The 14611-nt window shown below is 48.4% G+C and carries 16 protein-coding genes; all 16 read right to left on the bottom strand.

Annotated elements, in window-relative coordinates:
- Positions 1–459, bottom strand: a 459-nt coding sequence (locus M0R35_06375; protein MCK9595287.1) for a hypothetical protein, incomplete at its 3' end; no start/stop codon positions are given.
- Positions 460–477: 18 nt separating this feature from the next.
- Positions 478–2193 (bottom strand): hypothetical protein, encoded by a 1716-nt coding sequence (locus M0R35_06370; GenBank protein ID MCK9595286.1) that lies wholly within the window; start codon positions 2191–2193, stop codon positions 478–480.
- 56 nt (positions 2194–2249) lie between these two features.
- Positions 2250–2477 carry a helix-turn-helix domain-containing protein gene (locus tag M0R35_06365; protein ID MCK9595285.1) on the bottom strand — a complete coding sequence of 76 codons (228 nt, stop codon included), beginning with the start codon at positions 2475–2477 and terminating at the stop codon, positions 2250–2252.
- A 3-nt stretch (positions 2478–2480) separates the two neighbouring features.
- Positions 2481–6314, bottom strand: coding sequence for a tetratricopeptide repeat protein (locus M0R35_06360; GenBank protein MCK9595284.1), 3834 nt, complete (start codon positions 6312–6314; stop codon positions 2481–2483).
- 194 nt (positions 6315–6508) lie between these two features.
- On the bottom strand, positions 6509–8317 hold the full coding sequence (locus M0R35_06355; protein MCK9595283.1) for a hypothetical protein: 1809 nt from the start codon (positions 8315–8317) through the stop codon (positions 6509–6511).
- On the bottom strand, positions 8314–8925 hold the full coding sequence (locus tag M0R35_06350) for a hypothetical protein (protein ID MCK9595282.1): 612 nt from the start codon (positions 8923–8925) through the stop codon (positions 8314–8316). The genes M0R35_06355 and M0R35_06350 overlap by 4 nt, the downstream gene beginning before the upstream one ends.
- Positions 8926–8928: 3 nt before the next feature.
- Entirely contained in the window at positions 8929–9897 is a 969-nt protein-coding gene (locus M0R35_06345; GenBank protein ID MCK9595281.1) for a hypothetical protein, read from the bottom strand.
- 7 nt (positions 9898–9904) lie between these two features.
- Positions 9905–10156, bottom strand: coding sequence for a helix-turn-helix domain-containing protein (locus M0R35_06340; protein MCK9595280.1), 252 nt, complete (start codon positions 10154–10156; stop codon positions 9905–9907).
- A 146-nt stretch (positions 10157–10302) separates the two neighbouring features.
- The gene (locus M0R35_06335; GenBank protein MCK9595279.1) at positions 10303–10689 is read right to left on the bottom strand and encodes a response regulator; all 387 of its coding nucleotides are present in this window, start codon (positions 10687–10689) and stop codon (positions 10303–10305) included.
- Between the two features lie 80 nt (positions 10690–10769).
- Positions 10770–11108, bottom strand: a complete 339-nt coding sequence (locus tag M0R35_06330) for a cytochrome c family protein (protein MCK9595278.1) — start codon at positions 11106–11108, stop codon at positions 10770–10772.
- A 65-nt stretch (positions 11109–11173) separates the two neighbouring features.
- Positions 11174–11485, bottom strand: coding sequence for a YggT family protein (locus M0R35_06325; GenBank protein MCK9595277.1), 312 nt, complete (start codon positions 11483–11485; stop codon positions 11174–11176).
- 14 nt (positions 11486–11499) lie between these two features.
- Positions 11500–12429 (bottom strand): class A beta-lactamase-related serine hydrolase, encoded by a 930-nt coding sequence (locus tag M0R35_06320; protein MCK9595276.1) that lies wholly within the window; start codon positions 12427–12429, stop codon positions 11500–11502.
- 1 nt (position 12430) lies between these two features.
- Positions 12431–13189 (bottom strand): N-acetylmuramoyl-L-alanine amidase, encoded by a 759-nt coding sequence (locus tag M0R35_06315; GenBank protein ID MCK9595275.1) that lies wholly within the window; start codon positions 13187–13189, stop codon positions 12431–12433.
- A 12-nt stretch (positions 13190–13201) separates the two neighbouring features.
- Positions 13202–13771 (bottom strand): hypothetical protein, encoded by a 570-nt coding sequence (locus tag M0R35_06310; GenBank protein MCK9595274.1) that lies wholly within the window; start codon positions 13769–13771, stop codon positions 13202–13204.
- Between the two features lie 50 nt (positions 13772–13821).
- Complete coding sequence (locus tag M0R35_06305; GenBank protein MCK9595273.1) at positions 13822–14370, bottom strand: hypothetical protein; 549 nt, start codon at positions 14368–14370, stop codon at positions 13822–13824.
- Between the two features lie 43 nt (positions 14371–14413).
- Positions 14414–14611 (bottom strand): biopolymer transporter ExbD (locus M0R35_06300; protein ID MCK9595272.1); only part of this gene is annotated, 198 nt, incomplete at its 5' end.

Raw genomic sequence — 14611 nt, 5'->3', positions numbered from 1 at the left:
GCTTTTTTGCAGGTCTTTCTTCTCCCGTTCCAGCTTGCTGATGACCCGCCTTGTCTCTGGTAACATTTTATACTCAATCTCCCATCTTTCAAGCGAATTCTTGAGCGTTTCTTTTTCCGCAGAGGACGTCGCAGTCTTAGTTTCCATATCCACGATCTTTTCTTCCAACTCGGCGATCCGCTGCTGGTATTTCTGCTCAATATTTATAACCTTATTCTTGCTTATCTCCAAAGACTGCTTTAAGGCGGCATTACCCTGGACCTCTTTTTTATACGCAGCCTCCGCCTCCTGGACTTTATCCTTGTATCCGCGGGTATTCTTGAGCTGGATTAAAAGGTTGTCCCTTTCGGCGATGATCCTGTCGCATTCAGTCTTATTCTTGTCTTCCTGCTGCGCTCCGGCCGCCGATGAAAAACCCAGCAAAATAACCGCAAGAAAGAAAATAATTATTTTACGCATCGGGTTTTTTCCTCATTTTTAGAAATTTCGCGCGGGCTTGATGCCCCCGGGCATTATCTCCGATTCGCCTTTTATACTCGGATACGGGTTATAAGATTTATATTCTATTTTTTCAGCGGCCGCGGTGAAATCGCCGTAGCGCTGGTATTCCTTATCCGGGATGTTCTTGAATTCGCGGGGATCGCCCGTAGTCAGCTCGTCCCCGCTTATTATATGCGGGGTAAGCAGAACGACCAATTCCGTCCTGACCGATTTATCTGTCCGCGATTTGAAAAATTCGCCGATAAAAGGGATCTTGCTCAAGAAAGGCGTCCCCTCGGAATCCGTGTTCTTTTCCTGTTTGGTCAGGCCGCCGATCAGTATGCTTGAGCCGTCCTTGACCATAACGATGGTCTCGGCGGTCGAAGAATCTATTATAGGTATCCGGTTATTGCTGGCGGTCTCCAGGTAATCCACCACGCTGGATATCTCGGGTTTTATCTTAACGGTCACAAAACCGTCCTGATTGATCGTAGGGGTGACCATTAACTGTATCCCCAGGTCCACATAGGTAACAGCTTCGGATACGGTAATAGAGGTGTCTGTCTGGGTGGTCGTGGTAGTAATGTACGCCTGTTTTTCTCCCACGTGTATCTTAGCCTCATGATTATTCACCACCGCCAGCTTGGGGTTGGAAAGGATCCTGGTCTCTCCCAGGGTCTGCAGGTACTTCAGCACCGAATCGAAATCTTTATTGCCCTTTACCATCCCGAAATGCACTTCCTCCGATCCGACCTTAGCCCCGGAATTGGAATCTGAAAAAGAATACGAGCCGACATTACCGCCCATATCGGAAAGGACATTGGAGCGGGACCTCCAGGCAGCGGTCGAATCCGTGGTAACCGAGGTAAAAGGGGTGGAACCAAGGTAAGTCAGCCCGTCGCTGCCGCCTACATCGAATAAACCCTGCCATTCCACTCCCGAGCTGTTTTCATCGGTCAATTTGACCTGGATGATCTTGGCATCCACAAGGATCTGCCTGGTCTTCTGATCCAGGCTTTCGATCAACCGGCTGATATCTTCCATACGGTCGGGTAGGGTCTGGACAATGACCTGGTTGGTCCTCTCATCGGATTTAATGGAACCTACCTTTTTAAGATCCAGCTGATTCTTAAGCTGGTCCTCCACATCCTTGGCCCGGGCGTATTTCAGGTCAAAGATCATAATAACGTTCTTATGCTCCATTGCCTGCAAGGTATCTTCCATGGTCTTTACCCGCTCGGGCGTATCAATGACCAGGATAACCCCGGAATCCGTGTCTAACAGCAGCTTGCCGATATCGCTTTTCATTGTGGTCAAAAGATTGAACGCCTGCTCCGGGATAGCGTATTGCAAACGAAATATCTTAAATACCCGGGAATCAAAGAAACCCCTTCCGTAGAACTCTTTGTATTCAGCCTCGGTCATTATATTGAAGATGTTGCCCTTCTTCACATACGCCAGGCTGTTGCTGCGCAATATGATATCGAAAATATCCCGTAAGGATACGTCATTGACCGTAAGCGATACCCTGCCGGAGACATTCTTGGTCAGGATAACGTTTATGCCGGCTTTGGCCGCTATGAATTTCAGCGCCTCATGTATATCCATATCCCGGAAATCCAGAGTGATGATCTTATTCGGGAGGTCGCTGACTAACGGCGGCGGGTTCAACCTGCTGCCCGCCTTACTTACATCCTGGCCGAATACCGACATTATCCCACAAAAGGAACAAATAACCAACGGAAAAAGTATTTTAAACAGCCTCATCCTCATATACCCGTCAGTTTCTTGCGGATCAACATTAAAGAATACCCTTCCCCGGCCAGGGCCGAGATCCTGGCTATGCGCCTTTCCACCTGTTTACGGTCGTAATACCTGACATTGCCTTTTTTCAGGACCACGTTCAACAGCCCTGTGTCCGAATAGCGGTTCACTGTCTGATAGGATATCCCGTATTTCCCGGATATTTCTTTAACCGTGGTTAGTTTATTTTTCATCTCTTATCCCTGGCCGAAAGTTTCCCAAGTGACGATATATTTCCTGACCCTCTCCGACTCGGCGTCATGAGGCGCCAGCGCCAGGTATTTCTTGAAATACTCCAAAGCCTTTTTCTTATCGTTCAAATATTCCCCGTATATTACGCCCAGGTTATAATACGCGGCGGCGTCGCCGGGTTTCAGCTCAATCACCTTCTTCAATTCGGCTATGGCTTTCTTGTATTCCTGGTTCTGGGCGTATAAAACGCTCATATTATAATGCAGCAGGGCGTTTTCCTCGGGGAGTTTGCCGTCCTTAACCCTGCTTTTCTTGCTCTTCGCTTTTTGCGGTTCCCGGGGCTTCTTTTCCGGTTCGGCGGATTTCTGCCGCAAGGCCATCATCTCCTCTTCCGCGGTATCTTCTTTGTCCACCGCCGGTTTAGCCGCGGGCTCCAGCGCATCTTGTTGCGATGGAATAACATCCGCCTCGTTCACCGCCTTTGCCGGATCATTCAATTTTTGCGAGATCGCTACGTACTGGTTTTTCAGGAACTTATTCTGATCTTCGAGCTTACGCACCTGTTCTTCGAATTTCTTCCTGGCATTCTCGTAATCCACCTTTTGCTGCTGGAATTTATTGTTCAGCAGGATCAATTCGCCCTCTTTTTGCGCGTTCAACTGGTCCATCTGCGCCTTATTGAACGCCTGTTCCTGTTCCCGCTGTGATTTAGCCATGGATACTACCTGCGCCAATTGCTCATTCTGCGCCCTAAAGTCATTATTCGCCGACTGAAGCCTGTCCTGTGCGGCTTCACTGGCGGAAAGCCTGGCGCGCAGCTTTTCAAGTTCCGCGGATAACGCGTCAACCTTGCCCTCAAACTCTTTGTTTTGCTTTGCCGAATCGGTATATTGCATCATCGCGCGGGCTAATTCCTCCGAGACCCGGGAGAACTCCGACTGCAGCATCTCTTGTTTGCTTACGAGGTTCTTCTTATCCTGCGCCAATGCCGAATTTTCGGTTTCCACCCTCTTCAACCGGCTGTTCAGCTCTTTTTCTTTGGATTGAAACCCTGCCTGTTCCTGTATAAGTTTGTAGGATAATGACTGGCCGTCTTTAAGTTCCTTTTCAAGCTTGGCGACTTTCGCCAGCAGGTCTTTCTTTACCTGTTCCTCCCGCTTAGCCAGGGCGAACTCCTCCGACTTCTGTAACCGCGCCAATTGAATGACCAGCTTTTCTTTATCTTCTTTATCCCCGGACAACTCCGTTTTTAATCTGTCCCGGTCCGTCTGCAGCTGCGCGTATTTATTCTGCAGCTGCAATATCTCCTTGTGGATATCGTCTCTTTTCCGGGCGCTCTCGGAGATGTCTTCCTTAAGGCGTTTGTTCTCAGTCAACGCGTTAGCCATATCCTGGCGCAGCTTGCTCAGTTCCCGCGCATTAGCCTGATCCGCCCCCTGCCGGAAACCTTGCTGTTTGCGTAAATGCACGGACTCCGCCTGCAAAAGATTACGCTCTCTTTCGACCTGATTAAGCCTCTGTTTTATCCGGATAAGCTCCTGTGAAGTATTCTCTTGTTTGATATATTTCTCGGTTTTTTCACGCAGTTCCTGACTCTCCTGCCGGGCGTCGGCCAATTCCTGGCGCATTTTATCTAATTCCTCGGAGTTAGCCTTGGTTACGCCCTGCCGGAACCCTTCCTGCCTGCGCAAATGGACAGCTTCGGACCTCAAAAGATTGCGCTCTTTCTCAACCTGGTTAAGCTTCTCTCTGACTTCAGCCAACGCCTTAGCCAGATCTTCCTGCTTCTGGAATTCCACAGCGTTATCCCGAAGCTGCTGATTTTCTTCCTGCAACTTAACCAGATCCTGGCGAAGTTTTTCTAATTCCTGGCCGTTCGCCTCTCCTAAACCTTGTCGGAAGCCCGCCTGCTTCTTGGTGTATAACGACTCCGCGCGCAAAAGATTGCGCTCTTTTTCCACTTGAGCGAGTTTTTTCTTCAACCCTTCGATCTCATCCCTGCCGTTCTTTTTAAGACCTTCGCGCATCCCTTCCTGTTTGCGGGAATAAGCGAATTCAGCCCTTAACAGGTTGCGTTCTTTCTCCACCTGTCCCAATTTCTCCCTGACCTCAACAAGCTCCTTAGCCAATCCTTCCTGCTTAATGAACTTAACCGACTCTTCGCGCAATTGTTTATTTTCCTGCCGCGCGTCGGCTAATTCCCGGCGTAACTTGTCCAATTCCTTGGCGCTAGACTCTCCGACGCCCTGGCGGAAACCTTCCTGCTTTTTGGCGTACATCGACTCCGCGCGCAGCAGGTTGCGCTCTTTTTCCGATCTTATCAGCTTTTCGCGTAATTGCGCCAGTTCCTTTTCCAATATCTGCGCGTCTTTAGCGCTTAAAGCGGTATCCTGCAGCTTGGCGTTCTCCTCCTGGACCTTGGACAATTCTTTTCTTAGATTATCCAGATCCTCCGACATCCCTTTATTAGCCCCTTCCCTGAAGCCTTCATTTCGTTTACCATATATTGTTTCGCTGCGCAGAAGATTTCGCTCATTCTCCACCAGGCCCAGTTTTTGTTTTACCTGAATAAGTTCTTGAGAAAGGTTTGCCTGCTCAACGCATTTATCGGTTTTTTCGCGCAGTCTCTGATTTTCCTGCTGGGCAATAGCCAGGTCATTGTAAAGCTTATCCAATTCCTGGCTGGCCGCCTCTCCTAAACCTTGCCGGAAACCTTCCTGCTTTTTGGCATACAACGACTCCGTGCGCAAAAGGTTGCGCTCTTTTTCAACCCGGCCGAGCTTCTCTTGTAACTGACTGATCTCCTGGCGGCATTTGCTCTGATCTTTTGATTCAATCTGCGCCTGCCTGAGCTGCTTATTTTCTTCTTCGCACCGCCCGAGCTCCTTGCGCAGCAGCGTAAGTTCCTGGGGCAGGCTTTCAAAACTCTTTAATCTGGCATTCGCCTGACGCAGGCTCTTATTTTCATCCTCAACCTGATTTATCTCTTTGCGCAGCAAAACCAATTCCTGGGCCATCGGCGCCTGCTGCTCGATCTTATACGCGGCGGCGCGCAGCCTTTCCAATTCTTCGCTGGAAACCTGTTTTTCCTTTAACAAAGCAGCTTCCTTCATCAAAGACGCGCGCTCCTGCTCAAGATTGGAAACCTTCTGCTGAAACAATTCCATCTGCCCTTGGCACGCGCCTATCTGGCTTAACAGGTTCTCCTTATCCTTCGAAAAACCGGACCTTTGTTTCTGGTAATCCTTAAGCTTCTTGGCGGCATCCTGATATTGCTTGTCGATCTCGGCATTCTTCTGGCCGATCTCCTTATTCTCCCTGGCTAACGCGGCGAGCTTTTCGGACACCGACCGGATCTTTTCGGTCAAACCTTTTTTCTCCTGCTCGGCTGCGGCCTTCACCGCTTCAACCCGGTACGGGCCGGCGGCTTTATCCTTAATAAGGCTGATATTCTCCTGCTCCAATTTCGCTTTTTGCGACTGCAGTTCCCTCAACTGCAAAGTAAGCTTCTTTTGCTGGTCCTGAAGCATCTGGCGTTCCCGGGAAAGGATCTCGATCATCCCCTCAAAACCCTGAAAATCCTTGTTCAACTTGATTATCTTGGCGTTCAAGGCGATGCGCTCGGCTTCCTTTTGCGAATAAAGCTCTTTTAATTCATTGTGCGATTGCTTGGTCAGCGATAATTCCTCCTTAACGTTCTTTAACTCGCTGATCAAAAAGTCCCTGTCGAGTCCATTACTATTCTGCTGGCCAAAGGCAGCTCCGGCAAAAAAGAACCACGCGGCTATGAACAGACATAAACGGATCAGGTGGGAATAAGAGGCATTTTTATTCTTCATTTATATGATCTCCTTGAGTAGAGACTCAACACCGGCGTATATTCCGATTACGCCGGGTGTAAAATACTTGAGACTCAACACCGGCGTATATTCCGATTACGCCGGGTGTAAAATACTTGAGACTCAACACCGGCGTATATTCCGATTACGCCGGGTGCGATTAGTTCAGGCGTAAATTATAGACGCGAACAAATCTACTTGACGCGCTTTAGCCCTTTAAGCTTCAATTTCTTTTCATCTAACGGCACATACACTTCATTAGAAAGCTGTTCCCGCAGTTTTTCAACCTGCAGGTCGTCATAATCCTGCGTTGACTTTAATCCGATCTTCTCGTTTTTATCTATTCCCGCGCTGGTCACCAGGACCTCCCCGGTTATTATCCTGGGGGTCATTATTATCAAGAGTTCGGCGACTTCATGGGCGTTCGATTTTACGCTGAAAAACCGGCCCAGGAATGGTATCTTGGATAGATAAGGGATGCCTTCATCAGATTCGATCTTCTGCTCTTTGCGTAAACCGCCTATTATGACGGTCGAGCCTTGCTTGACCAGGACCGTTGTTTCCGCCAAAGACGTGTCAATAATAGGTATCTGGTTATCGGTGGGCGTGACCAGAACATCTATCACGCTGCTGACCTCCGCCTTCACCTTAAGGTTTATGAAACCATCGTCGTTGATATTCGGGACTACGGACAAAAGGACCCCTACATCCACAAAGGTGACTTGTTCAGAGACTGTATTGGTGGATGAGCCGGTGGTCGTAGTTGTGGTGACATAAGCCTCTTTCTGCCCAACGTGGATCTTAGCTTCCTGGTTATTGGTCACCACCAGTTTAGGGTTGGACATTATCCTGGTCTTGCCTACTGTCTGCAGGTATTTAAGGACAACGTCAAAATCATTATGCCCGACCACGCCGATATGCAGTTCTTCGCCGAGGGTCTTTGCGCCGGTAGTACTGCTGGAATAATTGGAAGAATAGGAACCTATTCCGGAAGTGTTCCAGGCTGTCTTGCGGGATATCCAGGTATCATCCGAACTGGTAGACTGCGCGCTGAAAGGCACGGAACCCATATAAGTCAATCCGTCACCCGCGCTGACATTCATCAAACCTTGCCATTGCACCCCGGTGTCCATCTGGTTCGAAAGGCTGACCTGAACGATATCCACATCGATAATAACCTCTTTAGTCTTACGATCCAGGTCCTTTATCAGCCTTTCGATCTGTTCCATCCGGTCAGGCAAAGCCTGGATCAAAAGCTGATTATCCCTCTCATCCGCCTTGATCAAACCCACCTTCTTGGAATCAAGCTGATTTCTTAACGTTTCTTCGATATCTTTGGCCTTGGCGTAATTCAGCTTGATCACCTTTACCGTGTTAGTCTCCTCAAAATCCTTCAATGCCTGTTCCATAACCTCCAGCCTTGCCGGGGAATCCATGGCCATTATATTTCCGGACTCGGCGTCGACCATTATCCTTCCTATCTCGCTCTTGAGCATATCAAGAAGGCTGAAGGCCTGCTCAGGGACCATATATTTAAGGTAAAAGACCTTTACCTTGCGCACATCGGAAAAATTCTTACCGTACAGGCTGCGGTATTCCTCCTGGCTCATTACATTATAGATATCGCCTTTCTTGTCATAAGCCAAATTATTACTGCGCAGCATAAGGTCAAAAACATCACAGATCGGCGCATTATTCACGATAAGGCTCACCCTGCCGGCTACCGCCCGGGTAGTTATGATATTCAACCCGGCCTTGCCGGACAGGAATTTTAAAGCGTCCACCACATCGATATTACGCAGGTCCAGGGTAATTTTACCGGTTATGCCGGAAACAGGCAGGATAGGCACAACCGAAGGCATATTGTTCTGCGGGACCGACATCTGGGCCAGTTGAGTAGCCTTATTCCCCGCCGCAGCGGCCTGTTCGGCAAAACCGCTCCGGCAGGACAACAACAGAGCGGCCGCCAGCAATGCGCTTCTTGTTATGTGGTATCGGTTCATTTCAATTCAATGATTTCCTTGCCGGAACGCAAGCTTACTTTGTCCTTGGATATATTCTCCACCGTAAATTCGCCGATCTTCTGGCCTTTCTTCACGAAGAACGTTTGCGACATCTGAGAATCCTCTATCATAGCATCCGGATCATCGGACCAGGATATCCCTACTAATTTGAGCGTCTGGGCTAATTCCTCAAGTTTTGAAAGAGTCGCATTTTCCGCCCCGTTATCGAATTTACCGCCCATCCGGAATATATCGCGTTTGCCGATCCCGTCAACATAATAAATAAGCCCTTTCAGGGGTGAAACATCCCGGCTCATTCCTTCCTGTTTACTTACCGGCACAGGCGCCATATCCGCCTGCGATGCCCGCTTTAACCCTTTCCAGGAGGAATAAAAGCTAAAAACAAAAAAACCCGTCAGGAAAACAATACATAAAACCAACCCCCGGCTTATCAAATTGAGGTCTATCTGCCGGTACCCGGACTTAAAAAACTTCTCCATCCCGGTTCGCGCCCAGAGGATCCCCGCGGATGGTAAAGAAGCGGTTACGCCAGAAGCCTTATCTGCGGGATCCTGCGCAGGTCCGCTTTTCATTTTCAGGTCTTCCATGCTTTATTCGCCTTTTGCCCCGCCAGAGGCCCTGGGGTAAACTACTATCCCTGCCTCTTCTTTCAATTTCTTGACCCAGTCGTTCAAACCTTCGTATTTCTTTATATTTTCCACCTGTTGAAAATATGAATCTTTTAATTTAGGGAATTCCGCGGGGTCGGCCTCGCGTTTCTTTATGATCCTGAATACCCCGTATCCTTTATATACAGGGGTAGGCGGGTAAATGGAATTAACCTCCATTTTAAGCATCTTATACAGGTCGGCTTTGGGGATCATCCACATATTTATCAGGAACTCGAACGAGACAAAACCCGGGCGCTTGAAAAATTTCGGGTCTTTCTTGGCCCGCTTATCCCACAAATCCGGGTTCTGCATCTTATTATAATAATCCTGGGCGTCTTTTAATTCGTCGAATTGAGCCAACTCCAGCTCTATGGTATTGTATTCGTTGATATATTCGTCATATGCCTGTTCTTCGCTGACCGAAGGCTTAACGCCGTCCAACACCTGCTTGCGCAATTTCTCTAATTGTATGAGGTGGCGCAGCTGGTTCTGGAAGAAGTCAACCGGCTCTGCGGTCTTAGCCTTAACCCACTTCTCATAATCCGCGGGGCTTTTTTTCCAGTCAAAATCAACCTTCGCGTCCTTGAGCATCTTGCCCAGTTCCTCCTCAAGCTCCGGCGTTTCCACTTTTATCCCCCGCTTGAACGCCTCAAAAGAAAGGACCAGTTGTTCCCATATCCGTTCCTCTAACTCCTTTTCGTTTTTGGGAGTGGCACCCCATTTTGTGCCGAAGATATTCAGGACGCTTCGGACAAAGTAATAGTTATTCATTGGGACTTTCACATGCCATCCGGCGAATTCTCCGGCGTAAGCGTCCGGGGCGTTTTGACAATAGGCAAAGCAGGGCAAAAACAACGCCGCTATAATAAAGGAAAGGACGATAATTAACCTTAACGGTATCCGGGCCATTTTCAGGTTATATCCCCAGCATTTTCTTGCGGATCAGGCGCAAAGAATACCCTTCTCCGGCCAGCTTGGTTATTTTAGCCAGGCGGCACTTTACCTGGGCTTCGTCATAAAACCTTATATTGCCTTTTTTCATTACCATCGTCAGCAAACCGAAATCGGTATAATGGTTGACTGTCTGGTAAGAGATATTATACTTACCGGTGATCTCTTTCGCCGCGATAAGTCTGCCCTGCCTGGGGTTCTTTGTCTTTTTTTCCATATCTTTAGCCTGTTCTCATAATTCTAATATGTATAGTAGTTCTCATAATTACCATAACTCTAAGATATATCATAAATTCGATATTTGTCAATAAAAAAGTTGTTTGGGTGTTTGTATCGTGGTAGAACGGAAAGTTTACCGCGGGATCAACGCTTAAGCTGTTTGTGGGTCCTCAAGGCCGCTTCCAATAGAGAAAGCCCCTCCTGAAAATCCTTGCCTTTGTAAAACACTCCGGAGATGCCGCTTTCTACGGCGTTTTTTGCCCTTTTATCATCGACATAGGCGCTGATGATTATCACCGGTATATCCTTGTTAAATTCCCTGATCTTGCGTAAGGCCTGCGCCCCGTCCATTACCGGCATGTTCAAGTCCATAAAGATGATGTCCGGGGCTGCTTCGCAAGTTAATCTGACCGCATCTTCCCCGTTAGCGGCGCCGATCACCGAATACCCTTTGGACTCAAGCCAAAAAGTCATAAGTTTGCGAAAATCCAACTCATCATCTACCAACAGGACCTTTATCTGCTTTTCCATTTTTAAACCTCCGCAAGAAAAAAGGGCGGACTAATTCTTATGCCGCTGAATTCGTCCGCCCTTAGGAAATAACCGCGATCTTATTTCTTATGACAATCCATACAGCCCGTAGGGCCGCTGGCTTTTTCTTTATGGCAATCGATGCAATTCTTATGGAATGCGTTCTGCGAATTCAACTTGGCATCCTTGGTATGGCAGACCTCGCATTTCTGGTCAGGGGTGCCCATATGATGGCAGACTTTGCATTCTCCCTGAGCGGTATGCCCCTTATGGGAAAAAGTAACCTTGCCGAAGGTATTGTCCAAAGTTACTGAATCCGGGGCGGCGGCGCCTTCCTGCGCGTCCACAAAATGAGCCAGTCCGAAGAACAATAACCCGCATGCGGCTAAAAGGAACGTTAAAAAAACATACTTCTTCATATCTCCTCCTTTTTTCTACATTCTATTATCTTTTAACCCGTTGTCAACCAAAATTGTACGCGATATCACCCGGCCATCCGCAGCCGGACCGATAGATCAATCAGGCTGGCCACCAAAAACGACTTCAGGAATATTATCGCCAGGAAAGCGATCACCGGAGAAATATCAATCCCGAATTTCAGCGAAAAAGGCAGTATCTTCCTTATGGGATAAAGGACCGGCTCAGTAACCTTATACAAAAACTGGACCACCGGATTATACGGATCAGGGCTGACCCAGCTGATCAAAGCCCTGACTATTATCAGCCAGTACAGCGCCGTAAGGATAATGCCTATCAACTGGGCCACCGCATTCAGCAAATTAGACAATACGAACATATCGCGTCCTTTCTCTATGAAACGGGCATCCGTTCATAGGTGTTGTAGATATACAAAGAAATGTCGGAAATAAATTCCTTAACTTTTCGCGTCCCGGACCTGCTTTTAGTAAGCACGCAAATCAGGAAATGCCCCTGGTCGGTAAAAACAATGCCGGCGTCATGACAGACATTGCGCTCAAGCCCGGTCTTATGCGCCACCAGGACATCCTGAGGCAGCTTCCTGGGAATCCTGTCGTTGACCTTTTGATTCAAAAGCAGACCAAGGCATTTTTCGGATACTCTGCGGTTTATAAATCTCTTTCTGTAGATCTTCTCAAGGATAAAAGAAATATCTTCGGCTGTCGTGTAATTCTCCACACCTTGCTTGCGATGACGAAAATCCATCATCTTCCGGCTGAGATTGGTATGCTCGAGGCCTTCGCTCTTGAAAAAATCATTCAAGTACTCAAAACCCAAGAGCCCGATAAGCATATTAGCCGCCGTATTGTCGCTTTTAGTGATCATCAGCTCGATGAGCTTATCCACGGTGAACTTAGAGCCGACCGGCTTATTTTTTAATACCCCGGATCCTTCGGTCTTATGCGAAGCCTTCAAAACCATTTTAGCTCCCAGGGAGATCTTTTTATCCCTGACCGCGCGCAAACAAGCGGCCATGATCGGGATCTTCACCATGCTTGCCGAGGGGAAAAGTTTATCCTCGTTAAGCGATATGCGCCAGCCCATCTTCAGGTCTTCCACAATTATCCCGGCATTGCCGCTAAAACTGTTAAGCTTTGACCGCATAGCCCTTTCCAGGGATGACCAGGCAATCTTCCGCTTCTCCAGGGCGGCCTGCCTTTTCTTTACATCCTGCAGCCCGCTGTAAGCCTTATACAGGCAAAAAACAAACGATACAAAACAAACACAGAAAAACAGGCCGAAAAATATTCTTCGCTTGGTCATTTTACGGCTGGATCCTCTTAAGTTCTGATTTTAACCTATAGAACGGAAAATTCTTCCCCGGACAATCCGTTGGCTTTCTGGTCACGTCTTTATGCCTGCGGATACAGTTGACCGGGATATTATATTGCCGGCGCAGCACCGAAATAAGCCCTACAAGAGAATCCCACTGCCGGGCAGAAATATTCTGGCGGTTAAAATCGCCTACCAGACAGATCTCGATCTCATTGGGGCGGTTCACCTGAGCCTGCGACCGCCAACGCCATCCTGTTTCGATCAGTCCGTCCGAAGAACCGATGCCGTTGCCTATGACAAAATGATAAAACAACCCGCCCATGCCTCTTGCCCGGTGATTCCGGCCGAATACCTCGGCATTGCCTCCCGAAGTGGCGCTGTGATGCACAGTGATCGAACGCCACCTGGACTTATAGCGGACCGGGCCGACCAGATGTTCTACCGGCACTCCGATACGAGACCGCGGCGGCTGCGGGACCGCGGGATATCGTCCTTCGGGAATAAGTAATCTCTGCCCTACCCCCAAACAAGCAGGATCAAGTATGCGGTTAACCCGGATGATCTGGTTTATATCGGCGTTATAATTTTTGGCGATACGCCAAAGAGTCTCTCCTTTTCTGACTATATGGCAGATGCCGGGAGGCTGGGAGATCATCGGCGCAGGCGGGATCGGCTGCGGGATAGTGGCGCAGCCGGCAATGAACATTATGAATACAACATAAGATAAACGAAAAAAATCCCTGGGCATTATCCGGTTAATTTATCGGGTCAACTCCACGCAATCAAAATAAAGCGTCCCTTTGCTAACCGCCTTTGGTTCGAATTGAAAACTCTTTAAAGGAAAATCGAGTTTTGAGTTCTTATCTGCGCTGCCCGGCTGCCAATCCCCGCGGCAGAAAAAATACTTGAACGGGCAGACCACCTTTTTCCACCCTTTAAAATCGTCAGTGACCATGAACCGCCAAAGTTCGTTGCCTTTATCCTTTATATCAAAGGCGATGCTGGAATTAGAACCGTTGCCGTACATATAAAATGATATGGCTGCGTATTTTTTCCATTTTATCCGGTCCGGCTTGACCAACCAGCCGGCATTCCGGGAATCCAGCTCAAAACCCCGGGCTATCCACATATAACCGCCGGCGGCAGCGTCATAAACGGCCTCTAACGACTGATTACCCGAATATTTAATATCCAGGCCCGCTTTTACTTCTAAAGACGAGCCTCCCCCTGACCCGAAATCCACTGTACCGTCCGGGCCCGCGGATACGGGATTCTCAAAATCGTCTATTAATAACGCCTGTCCGGACCCCGCGGAACACGCGCCAGACATAAATAATAACGCAATAACCGCAAAACATAATATCCTCACAATATCCTCCGTTATCTTTTAAAAGAAAACACGTGGCCGTTAAGCCGGGCCATTTTCATTTTCAACTTGCTGGGTTCGCTGACAAAAAAAACAGGCGCCCCGAAGCCTGCCTTTCCTTTCAAGGCGACCTCGCAATGTACCGCGCCTTTTAACATAGTGAATATGCAGCAGGAAAAATCATTGTATTTCATTCTCAAAAAGACAAAATCCTCCGGCCTCAGCCCAGGGCCCCGGGCTTTTCTCTCGAACGCCTCATGTTTATCCAGGGCGATAAGTATATAAACCGGGTTCAACCTGTTCCCGCCGGGATTGACAATGATGAACTCTTCATTATCTTCATGGGAATTCAGTTTAGGGACAGGAGAATTAAGCTTGATGCAGATAAGTTTGTGCGAACCGAATCTGGGCGCTGAGGCATATATTGTCCTCACCGCTCCGTTGGCGGAGCGCGAATCAAGAATAGCCTTAGGCGGATCAAGCCTGCGGATAAGGCCGCGGGCTTCCAGGCTTTTAAGGATCCTTGCGGTAGGATGGACTGCTTTTAATTTCAGGGTTTTCATTTATCTAAAGGCCGTTAAAGGCTAACGGCCCGCATCTCTTTCGTTATTCCTTGACGGTAGCGATATTAAGGTTAGATATCCCGAGTTCAGTAAGCGTATCCAGAACGTTAACTATATTCTTGAAGGCCACCAGTTTATCCGCGCGCAGAATGACTACCAGACCGGGGTTTTCCCTGCGCTTCAGGCTGATCTTTTCCTTGAGCGTTCGGATGTTGACCACATCCTCTCCGAGATAGATCAT

This window comes from Candidatus Omnitrophota bacterium, assembly GCA_023227985.1.
Classification (GTDB): Bacteria; Omnitrophota; Gorgyraeia; order Gygaellales; family Profunditerraquicolaceae; genus JALOCB01.
The sequence above is the reverse complement of the archived record's forward strand: the minus strand, read 5'-3'. Positions and strand labels throughout refer to the sequence as shown.

Bases quoted from the DNA above. Each gene is read 5' to 3' on its own strand.
- M0R35_06345 (MCK9595281.1), bottom strand. From the start codon at position 9,897: ATGGCCCGGATACCGTTAAGGTTAATTATCGTCCTTTCCTTTATTATA.
- M0R35_06315 (MCK9595275.1), bottom strand. From the start codon at position 13,189: ATGCCCAGGGATTTTTTTCGTTTATCTTATGTTGTATTCATAATGTTC.
- M0R35_06365 (MCK9595285.1), bottom strand. From the start codon at position 2,477: ATGAAAAATAAACTAACCACGGTTAAAGAAATATCCGGGAAATACGGG.
- M0R35_06350 (MCK9595282.1), bottom strand. From the start codon at position 8,925: ATGGAAGACCTGAAAATGAAAAGCGGACCTGCGCAGGATCCCGCAGAT.
- M0R35_06360 (MCK9595284.1), bottom strand. From the start codon at position 6,314: ATGAAGAATAAAAATGCCTCTTATTCCCACCTGATCCGTTTATGTCTG.
- M0R35_06370 (MCK9595286.1), bottom strand. From the start codon at position 2,193: ATGTCGGTATTCGGCCAGGATGTAAGTAAGGCGGGCAGCAGGTTGAAC.
- M0R35_06305 (MCK9595273.1), bottom strand. From the start codon at position 14,370: ATGAAAACCCTGAAATTAAAAGCAGTCCATCCTACCGCAAGGATCCTT.
- M0R35_06310 (MCK9595274.1), bottom strand. From the start codon at position 13,771: ATGTCTGGCGCGTGTTCCGCGGGGTCCGGACAGGCGTTATTAATAGAC.
- M0R35_06355 (MCK9595283.1), bottom strand. From the start codon at position 8,317: ATGAACCGATACCACATAACAAGAAGCGCATTGCTGGCGGCCGCTCTG.
- M0R35_06330 (MCK9595278.1), bottom strand. From the start codon at position 11,108: ATGAAGAAGTATGTTTTTTTAACGTTCCTTTTAGCCGCATGCGGGTTA.
- M0R35_06320 (MCK9595276.1), bottom strand. From the start codon at position 12,429: ATGACCAAGCGAAGAATATTTTTCGGCCTGTTTTTCTGTGTTTGTTTT.
- M0R35_06325 (MCK9595277.1), bottom strand. From the start codon at position 11,485: ATGTTCGTATTGTCTAATTTGCTGAATGCGGTGGCCCAGTTGATAGGC.
- M0R35_06335 (MCK9595279.1), bottom strand. From the start codon at position 10,689: ATGGAAAAGCAGATAAAGGTCCTGTTGGTAGATGATGAGTTGGATTTT.
- M0R35_06340 (MCK9595280.1), bottom strand. From the start codon at position 10,156: ATGGAAAAAAAGACAAAGAACCCCAGGCAGGGCAGACTTATCGCGGCG.